Origin of the sequence: Ensifer sp. B1-9 (assembly GCF_050474445.1) — a bacterium.
GTDB lineage: Bacteria > Pseudomonadota > Alphaproteobacteria > Rhizobiales > Rhizobiaceae > Ensifer.
In genome coordinates, this window is record NZ_JBCHVG010000004.1 from 105,973 (window position 1) to 125,413 (window position 19,441).

The 19,441-nt window shown below is 61.0% G+C and carries 17 protein-coding genes and 1 pseudogene; 9 read left to right on the forward strand and 9 right to left on the reverse strand.

From position 1 onward, the window contains the following. Window positions 1–186 precede the first annotated feature (186 nt). Complete coding sequence (locus tag ACQ5BM_RS08410) at window positions 187–1,233, reverse strand: DUF7146 domain-containing protein (protein WP_429810009.1); 1,047 nt, start codon at window positions 1,231–1,233, stop codon at window positions 187–189. 422 nt (window positions 1,234–1,655) lie between these two features. Here ACQ5BM_RS08410 and ACQ5BM_RS08415 point away from each other — a divergent pair, with 422 nt between their 5' ends. From ACQ5BM_RS08415 to ACQ5BM_RS08425, 3 genes are all read left to right on the forward strand, one after another. Continuing rightward, entirely contained in the window at window positions 1,656–2,336 is a 681-nt protein-coding gene (locus tag ACQ5BM_RS08415; protein ID WP_429810011.1) for a ZinT family metal-binding protein, read from the forward strand. A 304-nt stretch (window positions 2,337–2,640) separates the two neighbouring features. Further along, window positions 2,641–3,831 carry a DUF1173 domain-containing protein gene (locus tag ACQ5BM_RS08420; protein ID WP_429810013.1) on the forward strand — a complete coding sequence of 397 codons (1,191 nt, stop codon included), beginning with the start codon at window positions 2,641–2,643 and terminating at the stop codon, window positions 3,829–3,831. 88 nt (window positions 3,832–3,919) lie between these two features. Beyond that, window positions 3,920–4,126 (forward strand): hypothetical protein, encoded by a 207-nt coding sequence (locus ACQ5BM_RS08425; RefSeq protein ID WP_429810015.1) that lies wholly within the window; start codon window positions 3,920–3,922, stop codon window positions 4,124–4,126. On the opposite strand, the gene ACQ5BM_RS08430 is transcribed toward ACQ5BM_RS08425, so the two are convergent. The 7 genes and pseudogenes from ACQ5BM_RS08430 to ACQ5BM_RS08460 form a co-directional block, all read right to left on the reverse strand. Next, entirely contained in the window at window positions 4,116–4,418 is a 303-nt protein-coding gene (locus ACQ5BM_RS08430; protein ID WP_429810017.1) for a hypothetical protein, read from the reverse strand. The genes ACQ5BM_RS08425 and ACQ5BM_RS08430 overlap by 11 nt on opposite strands. Before the next feature lie 87 nt (window positions 4,419–4,505). After that, window positions 4,506–5,696 (reverse strand): DUF932 domain-containing protein, encoded by a 1,191-nt coding sequence (locus tag ACQ5BM_RS08435; RefSeq protein WP_429810019.1) that lies wholly within the window; start codon window positions 5,694–5,696, stop codon window positions 4,506–4,508. A gap of 154 nt (window positions 5,697–5,850) precedes the next feature. Continuing rightward, a complete protein-coding gene (locus ACQ5BM_RS08440; RefSeq protein WP_429810021.1) occupies window positions 5,851–6,273 on the reverse strand; it encodes an antirestriction protein in 423 nt (140 codons plus the stop codon). Between the two features lie 205 nt (window positions 6,274–6,478). Next, window positions 6,479–8,635, reverse strand: a complete 2,157-nt coding sequence (locus ACQ5BM_RS08445) for a ParB/RepB/Spo0J family partition protein (RefSeq protein WP_429810023.1) — start codon at window positions 8,633–8,635, stop codon at window positions 6,479–6,481. A 919-nt stretch (window positions 8,636–9,554) separates the two neighbouring features. Beyond that, window positions 9,555–10,655, reverse strand: coding sequence for a DUF475 domain-containing protein (locus ACQ5BM_RS08450; protein WP_429810025.1), 1,101 nt, complete (start codon window positions 10,653–10,655; stop codon window positions 9,555–9,557). A gap of 820 nt (window positions 10,656–11,475) precedes the next feature. Further along, window positions 11,476–11,694: a hypothetical protein gene (locus ACQ5BM_RS08455; protein WP_429810027.1), complete on the reverse strand. Its 219-nt coding sequence runs from the start codon at window positions 11,692–11,694 to the stop codon at window positions 11,476–11,478. A gap of 15 nt (window positions 11,695–11,709) precedes the next feature. Further along, window positions 11,710–11,934: pseudogene (locus ACQ5BM_RS08460) on the reverse strand (exodeoxyribonuclease III); the annotation flags it as partial. Between the two features lie 964 nt (window positions 11,935–12,898). Between ACQ5BM_RS08460 and ACQ5BM_RS08465 the strand changes: the two are divergent. The 4 genes from ACQ5BM_RS08465 to ACQ5BM_RS08480 all read left to right on the forward strand — a co-directional run bounded on the left by ACQ5BM_RS08465 (window position 12,899) and on the right by ACQ5BM_RS08480 (window position 16,490). After that, window positions 12,899–13,807: a DMT family transporter gene (locus ACQ5BM_RS08465; protein ID WP_429810029.1), complete on the forward strand. Its 909-nt coding sequence runs from the start codon at window positions 12,899–12,901 to the stop codon at window positions 13,805–13,807. 78 nt (window positions 13,808–13,885) lie between these two features. Then, window positions 13,886–14,281: a VOC family protein gene (locus tag ACQ5BM_RS08470; RefSeq protein ID WP_429810031.1), complete on the forward strand. Its 396-nt coding sequence runs from the start codon at window positions 13,886–13,888 to the stop codon at window positions 14,279–14,281. A gap of 128 nt (window positions 14,282–14,409) precedes the next feature. Next, on the forward strand, window positions 14,410–15,189 hold the full coding sequence (locus ACQ5BM_RS08475; protein ID WP_429810033.1) for an ABC transporter substrate-binding protein: 780 nt from the start codon (window positions 14,410–14,412) through the stop codon (window positions 15,187–15,189). Window positions 15,190–15,740: 551 nt separating this feature from the next. Next, window positions 15,741–16,490, forward strand: coding sequence for an SDR family oxidoreductase (locus tag ACQ5BM_RS08480; protein WP_429810034.1), 750 nt, complete (start codon window positions 15,741–15,743; stop codon window positions 16,488–16,490). Window positions 16,491–16,511: 21 nt separating this feature from the next. On the opposite strand, the gene ACQ5BM_RS08485 is transcribed toward ACQ5BM_RS08480, so the two are convergent. After that, complete coding sequence (locus ACQ5BM_RS08485) at window positions 16,512–17,372, reverse strand: LysR substrate-binding domain-containing protein (RefSeq protein ID WP_429810036.1); 861 nt, start codon at window positions 17,370–17,372, stop codon at window positions 16,512–16,514. Window positions 17,373–17,481: 109 nt separating this feature from the next. On the opposite strand from ACQ5BM_RS08485, the gene ACQ5BM_RS08490 reads away from it, so the two are divergent. Continuing rightward, entirely contained in the window at window positions 17,482–17,892 is a 411-nt protein-coding gene (locus ACQ5BM_RS08490; protein WP_429810038.1) for a tautomerase family protein, read from the forward strand. 158 nt (window positions 17,893–18,050) lie between these two features. Next, window positions 18,051–19,385 carry an Nramp family divalent metal transporter gene (locus tag ACQ5BM_RS08495; protein WP_429810040.1) on the forward strand — a complete coding sequence of 445 codons (1,335 nt, stop codon included), beginning with the start codon at window positions 18,051–18,053 and terminating at the stop codon, window positions 19,383–19,385. Window positions 19,386–19,441 lie beyond the last annotated feature (56 nt).

The following is a 19,441-nucleotide window of genomic DNA, read 5'->3' on the forward strand; positions in this document are numbered from 1 at the left end:
AACAGCCGATGCGGCAGGCAAGTGCCCGCGCGGGGAAGAAATCCGACTGACCCGCTGAAGGCCCGACAGCCGTATGGTAAGGGTCGCCTCTCGGCAGGCCCGAGGGCGCGCCTACCCGAACGGCGACCGGCAGGGATCGGCCTTTCCTGCCGCGCCACACCCGCTCCCGCCTCCCGTCCAGCCGCATCAGGTGGGCGGCAAGGCCTGAACGTCTTCCGGCGCGAGCTGCGCTCTCAGATGCACAGTGAGCCGGTCGGGTCCGAGCCGGCGAAGGTCCTCGTTGAAGTCGCCGAGTTCCGGGGCGAGCACAAGCGGCAGGACCCCCAGCGCCTGCGCGCGGCGGCTCAGTCCCTCGATGGCGTGTCGACCTGCGGCATCGGCGTCGGCAGCGATGTAAAGGCGCAGGCATCCATCGGGCAAGCGGAAGGCGGCGAGGTGATTTGCCGTCAGCGCCGAGACCATCGGCATGCCCGGCATCACATGCGAGAGGGACAGAATGCTCTCGAGCCCCTCGCCGGCGACTATCACCGGAACGGGGCCATGGACCGGGAAACGGAAGCGCACGGCGTTGCCGAGCAGATTGCCAAGAGCGCGGCGGGGATCTTCGACCTTCGCCTTGCCGACGCCGCCCGGATCGAGCCCAGAGGACTCGAGATAAGTGCGATGGACGCCGGTGATCGCGCCGGAGGGATCGGTCACCGCGGCGATCAAGGCCGGATAGCTCAACGTGCTGCCGGTGACGAGGTCCCGGTAGTAGCAGGACGGATGGAACCGCAGGGCCGGATGCACGGAGGCCCGCGGGATGGCGCGCTGACACAGATATCGGTCGGCAAGCGTGCCGGCGAGCGGCTGCGTCATGCGGAATAGGCGTTTTGCTCGTTCGCCTGCCGGTCTATCGACCGGCGGCTCGGTGTGGGCGTCGCCCCTGCGGGACGACGCCGGATGGGGAAGGCTTAGGAAACGGAGCGCCTCCTCTGCGACATCACGGAAGTCTACCAACCCGCAGGTTTCTCGAACGAGGTCGAGGAGATCGCCATATTGACAGGTTGCTGCATCTGTCCACCGCCCAGCGCGCGGGCCGGAGAGATGGACATAGAGCGACTTGCCCTTGCTGTTGGCGACATCGCCGACGATCCAGTAGTTTCCGGCCTGATGGCCGGCAGAGAGGTAGTAACGGCAGACCGCCTCGGCGTTGCGCGCGAGACGATCGGCCAATTGAGAAGCGGACAGCATGGCGATCACTCCCGTGCAGTGACATCGACGATGGGATGCCGATCGATGAGGCGAGAGAGGATCGGCGCTCCTTCCTCGGATGCCGAAATGAAGAACCTGAGCTTCGGCCGGTCGGCGCAGAGACGATCGTGAAGCGGAGGAACTCCTTGCCGTCCGGCGCCACCTGGTCGTTCGGACTTCAACTCCGATGACGATCCCAGAGACTCCGGACCGGACGAGCTTTTCTCCCTCGCTCGCTTTGGCGCCCCCAATGCGGCCCTCCTCCCCCCCGGCGGCGCGTTCGACCGCAATGGATCACGGCATCGCGCAGCCGAATGGCTCTTGCGTCGCCACCGAAAGCAGGATAATCGGCGTTTCGTAATGTTATTACATACCAATCACCAGACACGACCCGAACCGGATAACCGAAAAGGCTCCAAAGAATGCAGAAGATGATCAAAAAACTCGGCTACGCACTCAGTGTTTCCTCAGCGCTTCTTTTCGCGGGCCAGGCTCTCTCCGAGGGAAAATCGGGCGCCCAAAAATCATCCGGGCATGATCACGCCCATACCCATTCCCATAATGCCAAAGGGTCCGTGTACGAAGGGTATTTCAAGGACGATCAGGTAAAGCCGCGCGCGCTTTCGGATTGGGAAGGCGATTGGCAGTCCGTCTATCCCTATCTGGTCGATGGGACGTTGGACCCGGTCATGGCGGACAAGGCAAAACACGGCGACAAGAGCGCCGAGGAATATCGCGCCTATTACGACACTGGATATAAGACCGATGTCGATCGGATCGTCATCGAGGGCAGCAACGTCACGTTCTTCCGCGGAAAACAGTCTGTCGGCGGAAACTATGAAACGGATGGCCATGAAATCCTCACCTACAAGAAGGGCAATCGGGGTGTCCGCTACGTCTTCAAGAAGACCGGTGGTGATGATGCCGCGCCGCAGTTTATCCAGTTCAGCGACCACATCATCGCGCCGGAGAAGGCGGGCCATTACCACCTCTATTGGGGCAATGACCGCGCCGCCCTGCTGAAGGAAGTCACCAACTGGCCGACCTACTATCCGTCACGTCTGAACGGCAATCAGATCGTCGACGAAATGCTAACTCATTGAGCCTGCCGAACGTCGGCTGACGGGCTGGAGTGCCCAGATGCCTGCGTTCTGCGGCGCGGGCGAGGGACCGATCCTGATCGGCCTCGCTACGCCGAACGCGGAACGCGGAAGACGTCGACGGCACAGATCACCCCCGCCCAGTGGTTCCAGCCGAGCTGCGTTCCCGCGGCGCGCGCCGTCGGCCATCTCCGCGACCAGGCCCGAAGGGCGCAAATCTGCACGCCATTGGATTTTACTATCTGTTTTTTGATAGTAAAATGGACGCTGCCCGTGTACCTTCGGCCGAAGCAAGGGGAGAACCAAAGTGCGAAACTTCACGATCGGCGATCAGACGCTGGACGAATGCTCGCCGGAGTTTCGGGCGCTGCTTCCGCATGCCTATGAGCAGAGGCTTCGCCCGATGTGCATGTGCAAGGAGCCCCCAGTTGCGATGTATATCGCGCGCCTGGAGGATCAGTATCTCATCAAGCGCATGCCGCTTTCGGGGCGAGACCACGATCCTGCGTGCCCCTCCTATGAGCCGCCCTACGAGCTTTCCGGTCTCGGTCCCCTGATCGGCAATGCGATCCAGATTGATGCCAGCGGCAAGGCCGACCTGAAGCTGGATTTTTCCCTGACAAAACGCGGGCCCCGATCGGCGCGGGACGCACCGACGGACGCAGCGGAGCCGGGCATCCGCAGCGAGCCCAGGAAACTGTCGCTCAGGGCAATGCTGCACTATCTCTGGGAGGCCGGCGAACTGACGGAATGGCGCTCAACATGGGCGGGCCGGCGCGGCTGGGGCCGGGTGCGCACAAGTCTCATCAATGCCGCCTCGCAGATGACCGCAAGGGGCGGGCCGTTGAGCGAAATGCTCTTTGTTCCCGAGGTGTTTCATGCCGACGACAAGGACGCGATCGCTGCCCGCCGCGCCGCGGCGCTCAAGAGCATACAGGCGACAGGTTCGGGACCGCGAAAACTCATGATGATCGTGGCCGAGGTGAAGGAGTTTCCCCCGGCGCGCGAGGGGCACAAGATTGTCGTACGACACCTGCCCTTCCCGCTGATGGTCGAGGATGGCGCGTGGCGGCGGCTCGCAGCGCGCTATGAGACCGAATTGGAACTCTGGCGCTCGAGCGAGGCACTGCATCTGATTGTCATCGCCACCTTCGGCATCTCGACCGCCGGCATCGCGTCGGTGGAAGAGATCGCCCTGATGGTGGTCAACGAACATTGGCTGCCATTCGAGGACATCCACGAGCTACGGCTCTTAGAGAAACTGAGCCACCTCAAGCGAAAGAGCGTCAAGGGCCTGCGTTTCAACCTGCCGCGCGATGCGCCGATCGTGTCGGTGACATTGCCGGAACAGAAGCCCGCCCCCGTCGCGATGTTCATCGTGCCGGCGAGCGCCGGAGATGAATACGAGCAGGCACTCACCGATATGATCGACGCGAGGCCGGAGATCGCACCTTGGGTCTGGAGGGTGGCCGAGGGCGAGATGCCGCGACTTCCTTGATACGGGAACATGGAGTTGCGGGCGCGTTGACAGGGTGCGGAGAATAAGAGCACCTGCGCCATTATCTGCCTTTTCCAACCGGACCATCATGAAGCCTGAAAAGAAACCGTTCGTCGTCGAGATCAAAAATCGGCGTCGCCTGTCCCGGAGAGAGCATTCGATCTGGGGAAAAATCGACCTGAAAGCTGCTGGCGATCAGGTCGGCGCCGAAGAGAAATCCGGCGAGCACCGTGCACCGATTCCTGTGCAAAATTCCGATGCTGCGGCCGAGCAAAACGCCGAGATCAACGTCTGATCGCGTCATAGACCAGCTTCGGAACCGCCCATCCGTTGATGTAGAAATATCGCTTCGCCTTGAGACGCGCGATATAGGCGTCCTGGGCCTTATAGGAGGCGAGCCGATTGAAGTGCGTCCGGGAATAGTCGATCATTCCGTCCCCTTCGGTCAGCTCCAGCGGACCTGCCGCCGCCAGTTCCTCAATAAGGGAGCGGAGCGATTTAACAACGCCTTCAAATCGGTATTGCCTGTCCAGGGCAGCGTTCAGGCGGCCGCTCTGCATGGAAGAGAGTGCTTCGGTCTTGAACATGGGATTGCCTTTCCGTGAACGCGAAAACCCGGCGCGATGGCCGGGCTTTCGTCGGAACAAAGGAGAGATTCCGTGCGAAGACCGTAGTCAGGCCGCGCGTTCAAGCAGCTTTCGGGCCTTGCCTTCCAGTTCGAGCCGCGTGTCCTGATGGGCTTTCCGGCGGGCAAGCGCCGTGATGCCCTGAACAAAATCGAAAATGCTTTCGGGTGGCCTCCCTTCTTCGCAAAGCACCGTCTCGATGATCTTGCCGGTTTCGGCCTTGGAGAAGCCGCGCTTGCGCAGGAAATCCGAGCGATCCTCGTCATTTCGCGCAACGACCCGTGCGCGTGCGGCGCGAATGCCGGCGATGAAGGGCGCGGGCGAGGAATTAGCGAAGTTCGTCAACGCTGGGGCGGCTTCATAGGCAAAACGTTGCGCCGCGAACTTCGAGTGCCGGATGGTAATTTCCTCGAAATTTTCGGTGCCCCACAGATGGCGATTGGCACAAACCGCTCTGAGATAGAACGACGCGATCCCGAGTGTCTTCGACCCGACCTCGGAGTTCCAGGCATAGAACCCGCGGAAGTAGAGATCCGGCTCGCCGTTCGCCAAGTGGCCAGCCTCGATCGGGTGCGTGTCGTCGACGAGGAAGAGAAACACATCGCGGTCGCTGGCATAAAGCGTCGTGGTGTCCTTGGTGATATCGACGAACGGATTGTGGGTCATGGTTGACCAGTCGAGCACGCCCGGCACCTTCCAGATCGTATCGCCAGTTCCGTTGCCGGCGATGCTCATCACGGCGGCAACCAGATCTTTATCCCAAATGCGCCCATATTCGGGTCCAGTCACTGCCCTGAGCTCGACGCGGCCGTCATCCATCTCCGGTGTTTTGACCAGTTCGGCATTGTGGTTCAGCAGCCCGTGCTGCAGATTGATCGCGGCCAGAGGTGCCGGCAGTTGCCGCATATAGCTCGCAGGCGCACCGACCAGGCTGCAAAGCTGGCCATAACTCCAATGCGTCGGTGCAATCGGCTCACGCCCGCCGGGAACGAGCAAGGCAAGGCGCTCCGCATTGTCACGGGCGGCCTCCACACGGATTTCCGCGCTTTCGACCGTTCGAACACGCGCGGCATCGGTTCTGGCGCTCATCGCGCGGTGAAGATCGGTGAGCGACAGGTAGCGCTCATCGTCGGGGCGCGAGAACCATTCGGACGAGACGCGGCCGATGCGTTCACCGCGGGAAATATCGACCTTGAAGCCGGTCGAGACCGGCCGCGGGCTGGAAATCATGGTGTTCATGCTCAAATCTCCTGAAACGAAGAAGCCCGACTGATCGCTTGCGCGACAATCGGGCTGGTGGGGAGGAAGATGGCACGCCGCCGAAGCCTCCGTCCGACGCGGGCAGGCAAGCGGGACGCTCAAGGCGCCACCAGCGGGTGGCGCGTATTGGATCTCAATCGATCGCCTGGAAGATCTCGGCAGCTTCTGGATGGTCGGCCGAATAGGCGTAGAGACGGCCGTAGCCTTCAGTGAGACGTTCGGACTGATGCTGGAACGAGAGGTGGGAGAAAGCGAACAGCGTGGCGATGATGCCGGCGGCCTCGGCGGACACCTCACCCTGAAATCCGGTGATCTCGCCGGTGATCCGAAACCGTGATTTAGCTTGCGGAGCCAGGAACAGCGGCTTGCCCTCATGTTCGTAGAAATCCCAGAAGCCGCCGCCATAGTCGAGAGGGCTCAGCCGCTCCATCAAGCTATAGACCGCGTTCTCGGCGACGATCAGGAGCGAGCGACCGAACAAAGTGGGAAGGAATTCCTGGCGACGCTCTTCGGGGACGATGGTGGCGCCTTGGGGCCCAATCAGGGATGTCGACATCGATTTTATCTCCAGAGAAGTGACCGTGTTCAGGCCGGACAACCCTCTCTCCATTGCCCGGCTTCAATCCTCCCCGGCCCCTCTCTTCCTCCACCCCGAGCAGCCGCCCGTTTTCCGGCAAGACATGCCTTGTTTCCAACGCTCAGAATCAGGCAGGCCCGGCACGATGGCCGGGCCTGCGATAGACCGATGGAGCTGGGAGCGATTATTCCACCGCTTCGAGATGCGCGCCGTCGTCCTCCGCGAAATCGACGGATGCCTCTTCGGCATCGGCGCCTTCCGTCAGCAAGGCCGGCAGTTCGACGCGCGCACTTTCCACGGCATTGTCATCGATGATCTCGTCCGCATTTGCCGCGGGCGCAGCAGTGGCCTCCGCGGGGGACTCGTCGACCGGGAGCCGCAACACTTCAGGGAGCCATCCGCTGCCTTCCAGCAGCCGGGCAGCCTCACGCGCCATGTCGGGCTTCTTAAGATGATCAATGAGCTGCGCCGACTGTTCGCCTTTCGCCTCCCGAACGGCTTGCAGGATATGTGCCTTCGTGACGCGGCCGAGATAGTTGTCTACCGTCGGAGCCCAGCCTGCCTCGACCATGCTGAACCCGATCGACTGGGCAAGCTGCTTTGCATGAGCGATTTCCCGCGAGCGTCGGTTCCAGGCCTGGCTCGTGGCGTTCAGCGACAGCGAGACGCAATGGGCAAACAGCGCCATGCGGCTCGCCTCGTCGAGGGCGATCAGATAGTCCCAGACCTCGTCGGCATTGCCGGGAAGATCATGGCCCCAGGCGTGCTGCCGCTCAGCGATCTGCTTCGCCCAGACCGTATCGCCGAGCCCCTGTGTCTGGCTGAAGGTGGTGTGCTGCACCGTGATCTCCAGGCACGAGTCCGCTCCGTATCTGTAGAAGGTTTTCAGGACGAAGACGTGCAGGGCGGCGATAAAGGCCATCGCCGGATCATTGGCCAGCGCATTGCGGAGCGCGATAGTGCGGGCGGCCGTCAGATCCTCGATGACGCGGTCGGAGAGCGAGCGAATTTTCCCGTCATCTTCCTCCGGTTCCTCGATACCGATAGGCTTGCCATTGATCGGGACCCCGCGGGTCGCAGAGGTCGTAGCGGCATCGTCACCGCCTTCACCATCAGTGTCGCGACCGTCGGCATCGCCACCATCCGTCTCGACGACCGGTTCGTCTTCGGGCCGGACGAAGCCGCGTTCGATCTTCAGCTCGCCATTGGCTGCCAGCGAGATGAACGCGCCGCCGCGGGCGACGTCTTGCCTGTCGAAGACGTAGGGCCGATCGTTCAGCGCATCCAGCGCGTTGCCGAGCTCGTCGAGCCGGGCTTCAGTTTCCTCGCAATAGTCTTCCGCCGCGGCATATTCGGCATCGAGCTTGTCATATTCAGCCTTCAGAGCGTCATGGCGCACGAGCTCCTCGTCGGTGTACCCGCGCCGTTCACCGTAGAAGCGGCGGAGGCCCGCGGTGTGGCCATAAGGAAAGTCGAAGGCGGCATCGACCCATTTCCAACCCTCTTCGGTCTTCAGTGCTTCGGCGTCGGCGCTCAGTTTTTCCAGCACGAGCTGCTCAAGCAGTGCCGGGTCCTGCAGCCATCCGCCATTGTCCTCATCGAACAGGTCGCGCATCACGACACCGCCGGCGCGCTCATAGGCGTCGACACCAACATAGACGACGCGTCGATCGGATGCCCGGACCGCGGTTTCGGTCAGCAGCCGGCGGATATAATAGGCATCCTGATTATGGGACCGCGAGATCGTGTCCCAGACCTGCTCCTGCCGGACGTGGTCATTGGTGATCGAAAAGGCCATGACCTGGCCGAGCTTCATCTCGTCATTGGCATAGAATTCGAGCAGGCGCGGCGAGACGGAGGCCAGCCGTAGGCGCTGCTTCACCGTCGCAACCGAGATGTGGAAACGGGCGGCGATCTCTTCCTCGTCGAGTCCCTGCTCGCGCAGCGCCATCATGCCGCGAAACTCGTCCAGCGGATGGAGTTCGAGGCGCTTGACGTTTTCGGCAAGCGAATCCTCGCCTTCCAGCGTTTCGCTTTTGCTGACGATGCAGGGAATCCCAGCAGTGCTGGACAGCTTCTTCTGGTTGACCAGTAGTTCCAGCGCACGGTAGCGACGGCCGCCCGCCGGAATACGGTAGATGCCGGTCTCTTTGCCGTCGGCATCAACTTCGGCGCGGACGTTGAGGCTGCTCAGCAGTCCGCGATGGGCAATGTCTTCGGCCAGCTCCTCGATCGATACGCCCGCCTTGGTCTTGCGCACGTTTTGCTGGCTGAGAACGAGCTTGTTGAAGGGAATGTCACGCCCGGCATTGAGCGTGATTTTCTGGATGGCCTGTGCCATATCGTTTCTCCGTAGCGGGCTGGCCGGAGCCTCTCTCCAACAACCGCAACCCGCCGCGAACGCCCCCTTCCCCCTCTCCCTCCTAATGCGTCCGCAGCCTTCGCCGTTTCCGGCTGGCTTGCAAACCGCAGGTGAGGATCTTCCATTCCGCCACCGCCATTTCCATGCCACTCGCGACCGTCGGTCCCGGTAGTCAAGGCAGGAAGTTGGGCGGTATAAGCGCGGGCGGACGAAGTGATTTCAGGACAAATTCAACAGGATGTCATAGATTCGGGTCGGAGCAGCACGCACTGTTTTGGGGCGTCGAAACCCCTGCTGCCGGTGGTGCCGCCGGAAGGCATCGAACTCCTTGACCTATGCGGCCGGGGGGGCTGTGGCATATCCAACAGTCGGAGCGAAAGGCTTTGGAGCCGTCGTGCACGGTTTCGAACGTCCGGATCACCAGGGGTCAATGAGCATCGGACGGCGGGGCGCACCGCCGAAAATGCTCGAGGAGAAACCGTTGGCTGACCCGCTATCCTTCAACATCTACACATAGCGACCACAATCGCGAAACCGAAGAGATGTGGGATGAGCACGGAGCCTGGATTCCTGCGACAAGCCTAAGGAACCCTTCATGCGGTTGAGCCATCCGGTGGGACACGATCCTTTCAGCTCTCAAGGGTGAAGCCTGCCTCGCAGTGAAAAACGCGCTGCGAGCTGCCAGCGAGGCGAAAAGCGACAGCGTGTGCTGATCAATATCGAACAACACTATGATACCTGGATGGCAGCCGAACATGCTGCGCCAGCACCTAATCCACCCAAGGCTTTAAACCTTGGGTGGATTCTGCTTAATTTCGGTGACGAAAGTTCCAAGATATATGGCGAACAGCACCAGCGGACGTGTCCGCCGGGTCCGTTGACACATTTTGAGATGTTATCAGGCGCGCAGTCGCTGGCCGGGATCGCTTGCTTCCGCCTGCTCCATTTCGCGTTCGCGCCTGTTGTAGCGGATTGACGACCAGAGCGAGATGCCGATGAGGGCAGCCCCACCAAGGCCGGTGATCACTTCCGGAATGTGGATCAGGGTCTGGAAGTACATGACCACCGAGAGGATCAGGATCGCGTAGAATGCGCCGTGTTCCAGGTAGCGGTATTCGCTGAGCGTACCCTTCTCCACCAGCATGATCGTCATAGAGCGCACATACATGGCGCCGATACCGAGACCGATCGCGATGACGAAGAGGTTCTGCGTCAGCGCGAAGGCGCCGATGACGCCGTCGAACGAGAAGCTGGCATCAAGCACTTCCAGGTAGAGGAAGGCACCGAAGCCGCCTTTTGCCGCCGCACTCATGGTTTCCTGCGAGGCGTCGAGCAGGCCGCCGACCACCTCCACCACGAGGAACGTCAACAGACCGTAGATCGCCGAATAGACGAAGGTGTGGACCTCCGCCGGATCGAGCAGCGTCGAGAAGCCGAGGATGAGTGCCAGAACGAAAGCGATCTCGATGCCCTTGATGGTCGCAAACCGCGCCATCTTGCTCTCGACCCATTTGATCCAGTGCACGTCCTTCTCATGGTCGAAGAAGTAGGTCAGACCGACCATCATCAGGAAGGTGCCGCCGAAGGCGGCGATCGGCAGATGCGCGTCGTTCATGATGCGCGCATATTCCTCGGGCTTGCTTGCGGCGAGAACGATCGCTTCGATCGGGCCGATCTTCGCCGCGATGACGACGATCAACAGCGGGAAGACGATGCGCATGCCGAAAACGGCGATGATGATACCCCAGGTCAGGAAGCGATGCTGCCACTCGGGCGTCATGTCCTTGAGTTTGTTGGCGTTGACGATCGCGTTGTCAAAGGACAGCGAGATTTCCAGCACCGCAAGCACGGTGCAGATGAAGAAGACCGAGACCATCCCACCGACGGTTCCGGTCGATTGCCAGCCCAGCCAGGCGCCGAGCACAAGGCCCACCGCCGTGACGATGAAGGCCCATTTGAAATAGCCGAGCGCGCTCGCGTGCGATTGAGGCTGTGTCATCGACGAGCCTCCTTTGCGCGAACCACGCCGGGATCGGTGAAGAAATGCGGTTTCAAAACGGAAATGCGCACAGCCGAAGGGGCACATGCGTGAGGCATGAGATCAGTTTTCATTGGAGCTAATCCGCCGGCTAATTTGCTGGCGGTACCGACATCACGAGAGCGCCGTAAAAACTCTCGCCAGAGGGGCCCGGCACCAGTGTTCCTCCCGCGTCTGATGTCTTAAGGGCGGGAGCGATTTTCTAAATAGCAACGTCCGGAGGAACGTCAAGGGGGCGCTTCTTGCTTTGTCTGGCGATCACCAAACGGTTTGGCGGGATTGGCTTGCTGCCCAGCTCTTCGCAGACGTGGACGCAAGCACCAACATTGCAGCGGTTCCCAACGTCAGCTTCGCAGCTTTGGAATTGACAGGTGAATTCGACAAAATCGAATCTGATGCCCAACGCAACGCGGTCAAGAAGCTCGTCGAATCGTTGGCGCGCCGCGACTCGACACGTCCCGCAGATGACTTGGGTTTCGACCGCGGGCGCCCCTCGCTTAATAGAACAGATCGGCCGGGCGCCGCTAGCACCCGACGCGCCGCCAGCCGACTACGGCCCGCGCGCCGGTACGTCCGCGTAAGCCGGGAGGCCAGGACCTTGATCTACCCCGTCGAGAATAGGCACCCGAACGCTTCCAGAAGGACAATGCCCGCGCTGCATGTCTCACGGTGTTTCTTTCGGCGAAAAAGACCCGCACGACACGTAAGACGCTCCACGATCTTGCGAGCGTTAAGGACGATCGACTGGCCAATCGGCTCGTATCGACGAGCTGGCTCAGGCTTAGTCAGCTGCAGGCCAGTTGTTAGATGGTTCTTCGACAAACCGCTCGCTGACGTCATCGGCGGGATCGGAATCTCTGTCGTAAGCGAGGCGCAAGCGTTCTAAGTCTTCGAGTATGGCGGCGCAGACATCCCTATGCTGCGCTCCGCGGTTGACGGCCGCGTCGATCAGACTCTCGAGACCAAGACGCAGGTCGCCCCGCCAGTCATGTTTCGGCATTGCTGCTCCTCCGTCTCATGGTTGAAGGAAAAGCTCCATCCATGTGGGCGCGTGGTCAGTGGTATGATCCCAGCCGCGCACATGCTTGTCGACCCCTGCACCTGAAAGCCTTCGGGGAACGTCCGGGCTGAGAAAGAAGTGATCGCGAAGACCGACGTCTCTTACGAAGGCGTTTCGAAAGTACTCCCAGAAGGTATAGACACGTTCGCCAGGATGACGCTGGCGAACAGCATCCGTCCAGCTGTATTTGCGGGCCCAGCCCATGTCACTCAATCGATAACTTGGCCAAGTAAGCGGCGCTCAGGGAACAAATCCGCAACATTCCCGTTGGACTTCATTAGCAGCATTTGAACAGGGCGCTGCTAGCCGGGAGATACGTGCGCTTCCGCCCCAATCGGGAGCGCTCCGATGTACATCCCCAGCAACTTCCTTTTCCCCATCCACGAAACTCACCCGTCTCTTCTCGCCGTCATCGAACAGAACCTTGCTATGGCGGATGTGCGTCTCGAGGCCGCAAGGGATCAAGCATCCTGGCAAGACGATCCCGAGCGTCGGAGAAACTCCGAGGAAGCAGACCGGCGAGTACTTCTCGCCATGCACGAGAGGACCCTCGAACTTTACGCAGCCGATGTCCAAACCCTTGTTAGGGCCAGAAAGCGTGCCTTGGACCGGTGGGAATTAAGCTGAGGGGATCGCTGGTCCCTCAGACTGTCAGTCCGGCCACGCCGGACCGTGTCCCGGAGTGCTTGGCACGGATATACGGAGCATGAGTCTATAATCCGCAAACGCTGGCGCACGCGGGCGGCCTGTAAGCTTGAGGAACATATCCTTGGTGCCTCCCCGATCGCCGGCAGCCCCTCCTCGATCGCGCTAGTTGTGAGCAGTTTGCAAACATTACGCCGGTAGATCGACAAAACCTTTTCGTACGCGGAAGCGCCAACGCTCGCAGCAACATTCTATGCAGCATGCGCAAGTTGCGTTGAGTACGCGAACAGCCGCACCAGACTGAAGCCGGAACCCTTCTCGATCGCGCTGGTGGCCGAGGAGGGGAGTGTCAGCGTCGTGTTGGCATAGGGGTATCTTGGTTGGGCGCCCGAACACCCAAACCCATTCATTCGCAAAACTTATCGTTCCATATGCGAACGGCAATGGATCGACGGATCGGAATGTGTCATGGCGTGCACAACTTGCTGAAGGCCCCAACATGACTGTGATCACCGTCCCCGTAACCGCCCCGAATGCCGCCCGGACCGGCGTCCTCATTATGCTGCTCGGCATGCTGATGTTCTCGCTGAACGACGTTATGGGGAAATGGCTGGTCGCGACCTATTCCGTCAGCCAATTGATGGTGATCCGCAGCATTGCGGCCCTTTTGTTCCTCTCGCCCTTCATTCTCAGGCGCGGGTTGCGCTCGATGTTCCAGATCGAGCGGCCGGGACTGCAGGCGCTTCGCTCGCTGCTCTTTGCGATCGATGCCTCCGCTTTCTATTTCGCGGTCGCCTATATGCCGCTTGCCGACACCATGACCTACTGGCTGGCTGCGCCGATCTATGTCGCTGCGGCCTCGCCGTTCCTGCTCGGCGAGAAGGTCGGCTGGCGGCGGTGGACGGCGATCCTGATCGGTTTTGCCGGTGTCTTGATCGCGCTCGAACCTTCCAAGGAAAGCCTTGGCCTGCCGGCATTGATTGCCCTTGCAGGCAGCGCCGCCTTCGCCTTCGCGCTGATGCTTGGCCGCACGCTGCGTTCGACACCAGATACTACCCTCGTCTTCTGGCAGATCGTCGGCGCATTGATCTTCTCGCTCGTCGGCGTCGCAGCCAATCCTTCTGGCTGGGCGCCCGTTGGCGGCGAGGCGCTGCTACAACTCGGCATGCTCGGTATTGTTGCAATGCTTGCGCATATGCTGGTCAATCGCTCGCTCAAGCTTGCCGATGCTGCGACGGTCGTGCCCTTGCAATACACGCTGCTTTTCTGGGCCGTGGTCTTCGGCTGGTTCTTCTTCGGCGACACACCTCGTGCGACGGTGATCATCGGAGCGGCATTGATCGTCGCCTCGGGCCTCTTCATCTTCTTCCGCGAGCAACAATTGAAGAAGCGGCAGGCGAAGGCCTGATCGCAGCGCCTGCGCAAGCCGGTTTCACCGAGCGTGTTTCTGTTATCCCGCTCGCATTCAACGCCAAAGGAAACACTGATGGCCAAGGCGATCCATTCGATGATCCGCATTCTCGACGAAAAGAAGTCGACCGATTTCTATCGCCTGGCCTTCGGGCTTGAGGTCGCCGAAAGGCTGGACTTCGAAACCTTTACTCTCGTCTATCTCAGCAATGAGGAGAGCGAATTCGAAGTCGAGCTGACGGTCAACAAGGATCGAACCGAGCCCTATGCACTCGGCGACGGCTATGGCCATCTTGCATTCTCGGTCGCCGATCTCGATGCCGAGCATCAACGCGCCACCGATGCGGGCCTCAGCCCCGGCAAGATCGTCGCCTTCAACCGTGATGGCACCTTGCTTGCCCGCTTCTTCTTCCTGGTCGATCCCGACGGCTACAAGATCGAGGTTCTTCAGCGCCACGGTCGCTACAAGTGACGCCATGCTGAAGATGGCAATCAACCAAAACAATACCGGTTATCGCGCCTATCTATTTCGCTTATAGACCTCGGCAGCATAGTCTTCCCTGGAAAGCATCAGGAATGATGCAAACAAGGGGAACGTAAATGAAGAAGCAGATTGCAGCAGCCGTACTCGCCATCGTGGCGGCAACCGCCTCGTCGGCTCACGCGGCGGAGAAGATCAAGATCGGTACCGAAGGCGCCTATCCTCCCTTCAACTTCATCGATCCCGCCGGCAAGATCAGCGGCTTCGATGTGGATATCGGGCTTGCGCTCTGCGAGCGCATGAAGGTCGAGTGCGAAGTGGTGGCCCAGGATTGGGACGGGATCATTCCCGGCCTGCTCGCCAAGAAATACGACCTGATCATCGCCTCGATGTTCATCACCGAGGAACGCAAGAAGCAGGTTGCCTTCACCAATCCCTATTATCTTGCCGCGATGACGCATGCCGCGCCAAAGGGCTCGGGCATCACGGAGTTCACCAACGAGGCGCTCAAGGGCAAGGTGATCGGCGCGCAGTCCGGCACTACCCAGGCCGAATACATCACCGCGACCTACCCCGACGCCGAGATCAAGCTCTATCCGACCCAGGACGAGGCCAATCTCGACATGGTCAATGGACGCCTCGATCTCCAGGTCGGCGACATGCTGCCGCTGCTCGATTGGGTCACGAAGAACGATGATGGCAAGGGCTGCTGCGAGCTCATCGGCGAACCGATCACCGACAAGAAGTTCGTCGGCGAAGGCGTCGGCATTGCCGTCCGCCAGGAAGACAACGATCTGCGCGAGAAGATCAACAAGGCACTCGACGAGATTCGCGCTGACGGCACCTACAAGAAGATCAACGACAAGTACTTCAGCATCGACGTCTACACGATGAAGTGACGCGCCGCGGGTCGGTTTACGGCCGACCGGACGAAAGCCGACCGCGCCCGAATGGCGCGGTCGCTTATTCCTCAATTATAACAGGCAGCGCGTATAACAGTGCGTTGCCGCTTTACGATCGCATCGGACTCGGGATCACCGACAAGCGATTGGCCGGCCCATTGGCCTTCGAGCCATTCAGCTTCGACCTATCCAACCACCATCCACATACGGGCCGAGAGTGCTCCCTGCTTCCCCGTCAAGGGGCCCGGCATCGATCAAGGCCCGGTCGGTCGGCATCGTTCAATCTGCACTGATGCCGGCAGCCTGTGGGGGAAAACCAGCCGGACAATAGGAGCCAGCATCCGCCAGCCGCGCGATGCCCGGCTCCACGAGACGGTCAACCCGGACATCGCCACTGGTCGTGCCATTGGTTGTGCCATCGGGCGGCCGCCGAGACAGCGAGCGACGGAAGGCACGCGAGGGTATTCTTGGCGGATGCCGCGGCAGGCGCTAAAGCTCGTCTGTCGAGATTGATCGACCTGAAAGCGGCCACTGATACGGAGACCGATATGTTCGACCTCAGCGGAAAGACCGCCCTGGTGACAGGCGGTGGTCGCGGCCTCGGCCTCGAAATGGCAAAGGCTCTCGCCAGAGCGGGCGCGGCGGTAGCAATCAATGGTCGTAACCGTGAGGCACTTGAAGCGGCACGCCGCCGACTTGCCGACGATGGCATAGCGCTCGATATCGCCCCAGGCGACGTGGCGACGAACGCCGCACAAATTGTCGACGCGGCGTTGGCGGGAACGGGACAGCTCGACATTCTGATCCATGCGGTCGGCGAGCGTGACCGGCGCGGTACGGACGCCATGGACCTCGCTTCCTTTGCTGCGCTGATCAACGCCGACCTGACGGCTGCCTATGGAATGGCGAAGGCAGCGCTTCCTTATCTTCGCCGCTCCGTCGCGGGGCGGCTGATTTTCGTCACCTCCATCGCCGCCTTCGTTGCACGCCCCGGAGACCCCGCCTATACGGCCGCAAAAGGCGGCCTTGATGCCCTCACCCGCTCGCTCGCGGCCGAACTCGGCTCCGACACGCTGACAGTCAATGCGATCGCGCCCGGCTGGTTCGCAACGGAGACCAATGCGGCGCTTGCCGCCGATCCGGCACTCCAGGCCTTCGTCGATGTCCGCATTCCCTTAAAGCGTTGGGGCCGACCGGAAGAGATCGCGCCTGCGGCCGTGTTTCTGGCATCGCCCGCTGCAAGCTTCGTCAATGGCATTACCTTGACCGTCGACGGCGGCATGACCGTGCAGATGTAGTAGCCGCCCCTCCGGCTCGGTTCACGGCCCGCTTTCGCCCGGCAAACCTTCGGCAAGAAGCGTCGCGAGACGGGAGGCCGCCTTGTCCGCCTTTGGCTTGAGCCGCAGAGAGAACTCAGCATTCGGCAGCGTCGGCAATGACAGAGCCTGGGGTGCGAGGGCGATGCCCTCGCCTATAAATCGCGCGGTCCGCGCGGTGATCGCGATCCCACTTCGAACTGCAGCGCGCAACCCGGAAAGGCTCGGGCTGGTCGCCGCGATACGATAGCTGTGGCCCGCTTTATCAAGTGCGTCTGTGGCCGCCGACCGGAATCCGCAGGGTGGGTCCAGCACCGCGATCGGCAGCTCGCCACCGGCGGGAGCCGGCTCACCCGATGCCGACAGCCACAGCATCGGCTCGCTCAACAAAGCGACCTCGTCGGGCTGCGGGCCCTCGCGCATGACGATCAGAACGTCGATCACGCCTTGATCATAGGCCGCCGTCAGCTCCCGTGACCGTCCGACCCTGAGATCAAGCCGGACGCGCGGATGCGTTCGGGCAAAGAGGCGCAGGAGATCAGGCAGATTGCTGTCGGCAAAGTCCTGGGTGCAGCCGAGCGCCAGGCGGCCATCGGCCTTGGCGCCTTTGAAGCTGAGCCAGGCGTCACGGTGAACTTCGAGAATCCGCCGCGCGTGAACCAGCAGTTCCTCTCCCGCGGGCGTCAGCATACGTCTTCTTCCCGATGGAGCGAGAAGCGGCTCTCCCACCATATTTTCCAGCCGCTGCATCTGAGCGGTGATAGCGGAAGCGGTGCGGCCGACCGCGGCGGCCGCATGCGCGAGCGAGCCGCCTTCGGCGAAGGCGAGGAACGTTCGGAGCAGGTCAGGATCGAAAGCTTGCATTACTTCAACATAATCGAATCGTTAATATCAAACAATTCGATTTTATCTCACCAAATGAAATGACAGATTGAAGACAACAAGGGATCACAATCAACAAAAGGAGTCTTCGATGCCTATCATCAATATCACGGTCAGCGGCAAGGCCGACGCGGCTCTCTCTTCGCGGATTGCCGCCGCAGTCAGCGAATTGACGGCTACGCACCTGCGCAAGGACCCGACAATCACTGCAGTCGCCATCACCTATATCGATCCCGCCCATTGGTTCGCCGGCGGCAGGTCGCTGGCGGAGCAGGATCTGAACAGCTTCTGGCTGGATATCAAGGTCGTCGACGGCACCAACACAAAGCCGGAAATGGCGGTCTATCTGGAAGCGGTTTACGGCCGGTTCGAACAACTGCTCGGCAATCTGCATTCAGAGAGCTACATTCTCGTGCACGAGGTTCCGGCCGCCGCCTACGGCTACGGCGGCAAGACGCAGGAGTTCCGATACATCAGCGGGAAACTGAAGACCACCGCATAGCTACGGACACGCTCCCATCTGCCCGCCCCTCCGCGTAGCTCTGTGGGGTGGGCAGATGCATTGCGCGGCGAAGTTCGCGACGCAGAGAGCGCCGGAGGGAACAATCGCCTAGCAAGGCCGTTCGACGCTGAATCGACACCAGCAACGGAAGGCCGATCATGATGGATCCGGTCCGGCAGACGGGTTTATTGGGCGAAGACGGCGACAGCGGAAAGCAGGAGCGGCGTTCATCAACGACTTCGCGCGAACAGCACGGCGACAGTTTTTTGCGCAAGCTCGGCGCCGGCCTGATATCCGGTGCTGCCGATGACGATCCAAGCGGGATCGCCACCTACAGCCAGGTCGGCGCGCAATTCGGCTTCTCGCTCGGCTGGACCGTGCTGTTCTGTTATCCGTTCATGGTTGGGGTGCAGGGTTTGAGCGCCAGGATTGGTGCCGTCACCGGTCAAGGTCTTGCGCGCAACCTGCGTCGGCACTATCCCGCGTCCTTGGCGCGCGTGGCCACATTGATGCTGTTGATCGCAAACGTCATCAATATCGGCGCCGATCTCGCCGCGATGGGCGCGGCCCTGCGGCTGCTCGTCGGTGGGCCACAGCTCGTCTATGCCGTGCTGTTTGGCATCGTCTGCGTGCTGCTCGAGATTTTCGTACGCTACAGGCGTTATGCGATGTTTTTAAAGTGGTTGACGCTTTCGCTCTTTGCCTATGTCGCGGTCGTCTTCGTGGTCGATGTTCCCTGGATGGATGCGGCGCGTGGCGTTTTCATTCCCTCGTTTACCTTTGGCGGCGAACAGGCGATGGCGCTCGTCGCCGTGCTGGGAACGACGATCAGCCCCTATCTGCTTTTCTGGCAGGCGGGCCAGGAAGTCGAAGAGCTCGGACGACGGCATCATCCAAGATTGGGCGCCAACCCGCAAGCCGCCGAGCCGGAGCTCGTGCGCATAGAGATCGACACCGTCGTCGGCATGGCGTTGTCGGGCCTCGTCGCCCTCTCGATCATGATCGCGACCGCCACAACGCTTCACGCCAACGGCACCACACACATCGAAACGTCGGCGCAGGCGGCCGAGGCTCTGCAACCGATCGCCGGCAACGTCGCCTTCGCACTCTTTGCTGCTGGCATTATCGGAACGGGCATGTTGGCGGTTCCGGTTCTGGCGGGTTCGGCCGCCTATGCCGTTGCGGAACTGTTTCAATGGACAGAAGGGCTGGATCGCGCACCTCGGAGGGCAAAAGCTTTCTATGGCACGATCGCTCTGGCGACGTTCGGTAGCGTTGCCGTTTTTCTTGTCGGGGTAGATCCATTCCTGCTGCTCTATTGGAGTGCGGTCATCAACGGAGTACTCGCAGGCCCCCTCATCGCCATCATGACGATGATGGCCGCCAATCGCCGCATCATGGGCCAGCTCAAGGCGCCGTGGTGGATGTTGGTGCTCGGTGGAACGACCGCCATAGTGATGGTCTCCGCGACGGCCGCGATGTTGTTGCTCTAGGAGCATCCCGCTTTGGTGTCGAGCCAGCGGAAGTGGAAAGATGCTTTAGAACCAAG